Source organism: Oleiphilus sp. HI0132, from assembly GCF_001635845.1.
The window spans coordinates 1-1,734 of the sequence record NZ_LWGJ01001550.1 but is presented as its reverse complement, the minus strand read 5'-3'; the positions used below and the strand labels follow the sequence as shown (position 1 = coordinate 1,734).

The 1,734-nt window shown below is 46.9% G+C and carries 2 protein-coding genes; both read right to left on the bottom strand.

Translation table 11 applies throughout. The annotated features are described in order from the left end of the window. The coding region (locus tag A3766_RS23850) for a PdxA family protein (RefSeq protein ID WP_197479711.1) at positions 1 to 654 on the bottom strand (654 nt) is incomplete at its 3' end. Between the two features lie 2 nt (positions 655 to 656). Further along, positions 657 to 1,734: peptidylprolyl isomerase (locus tag A3766_RS23845; RefSeq protein ID WP_068643102.1), on the bottom strand; the 1,078-nt coding region annotated here is incomplete at its 5' end.

Sequence of the window (1,734 nt, the reverse complement as noted above, 5' to 3'; positions counted from 1 at the left end):
GCCGTTTTCANCTGCATGAGGGTTTAAGCCTGCCACGAGAATACGTGGTTGCTTGATACCAAACTTGCTCTTCAGGTCGTCAATGAGAATCTGAATGACCTGTTTCAGGTTGTCAGGGGCAATATTACGACTAACTTCTGCTAAAGGAAGATGAGTCGTTGCTAGTGCCACTTTCATACGAGGGCTTGCTAGCATCATCACAACTTTACTAACGCCGCATCGCATTTGCAGGTGTTCGGTGTGCCCTGTGAAAGCAGTACCCGAGTCATTGATGATGCCTTTGTGTAAGGGGGCAGTAACCAAGGCATCGGCACGACCTGATGAGCAAGCATCAATCGCCTGGTCAAGGCATTCAACGACATAGGAGGCGTTGGCCACATTGAGCTGACCGGCTTGGCAAGGGCGAGCGAGCGAGACGTGTTGAATATATAGCCCAGGTTCATTTTGCCGAGAATACTCCTGCCAATCTTTTACTGAGAAGCCAAGATTCAAGAGTGCCGCCCGTTCTTCCATCATTTGCTTATCAGCAAAAATAAGCAGTGAACAGGCTAGCTCGCTTTGCGCTAGTTGAATGACTAATTCAGGGCCAATACCGGCTGGCTCACCAGGCGTGAGTGCCAGTACAGGAGGGGCGTTAGAAATATTCTCGGCCATGCTTAGGATTCTTCTGCAAACTCTTCTTTAATTTCGATATAAGCTTCGCCCTTTATTTCGAGCAGCCAGTTGGATAGCTCCTCTTCAAATTTGCGGCGATGTAGGGTTTGCTGAGCCTGGTTATTCTGAATCAACTCTGCCATATCTTTCACGCGTCGCTCTGTTACTTGAAGGATGTGCCAGCCAAATTGAGAACGGAAAGGCTCACTTAACTCGCCTACGTTTGTCTGAGTCATTGTTTGTTCAAAAGCAGGAACCATTTGACCAGGATTAACCCAATCAAGATTACCACCATCAATAGCGGAAACCGGGTCATCTGAATTGGACTTGGCTATGGCAGCAAAGTCGTCTCCACCCAGTAGGCGTTCGTGAAGTTTGTAGATGATTTCTTTTGCTTCTTCTTCAGTTCTAATCTCGCTTGGTGAAATCAGAATATGTCTGACTTGCGATTGCTCAATTAGCTTTTCCTGACCACCGCGTTTATCTAGCACGGTAACAATGTGGAAGCCACTTCCGGTACGAATAAGTGATGAGGGCTCCTGAATGGCCAAACTGGGTATGATGTCAGCTGCGATAGTTGGTAGCTCACTTTCTTTACGCCAGCCAATTACACCGCCTTCAAGTGCTTGGCGACCGTCAGATTGCGCAACAGCCGTTTTCTGGAAATCTTCACCTGCCTTGAGTTCTTTAAGAATGTTGTTTGCTTTATCTAGCGCTACTCTTTCTTGTTCTTTATCTGCTGATTCAGGGAGTGCGATTAAGATATGGCCAATCAAGTACTCAAGGCCAGATTGTGTTCGACCTTCTTTTGAGGCTAAGAATGCTTGAACCTCTTGCTCGGTGACTCTTACGCGTTGGTCAACCTGTCTTTTTTGAACTCTGGAGATGACCATTTCCCGGTGTATTTGTTCACGAGCACTGGCGTAGGTGTCGCCTTCTAGCTCAAGTTGCGCTTCAAACTGAGAGAGCGTCATGTTATTCGAACGAGCGATATTCTCTAGAGTGGTATTAAGCTGGGCATCACCAATACGAATACCGGTACGATTTGCCATTTGTAGCTGGATGCTTTCAAGAATTAAT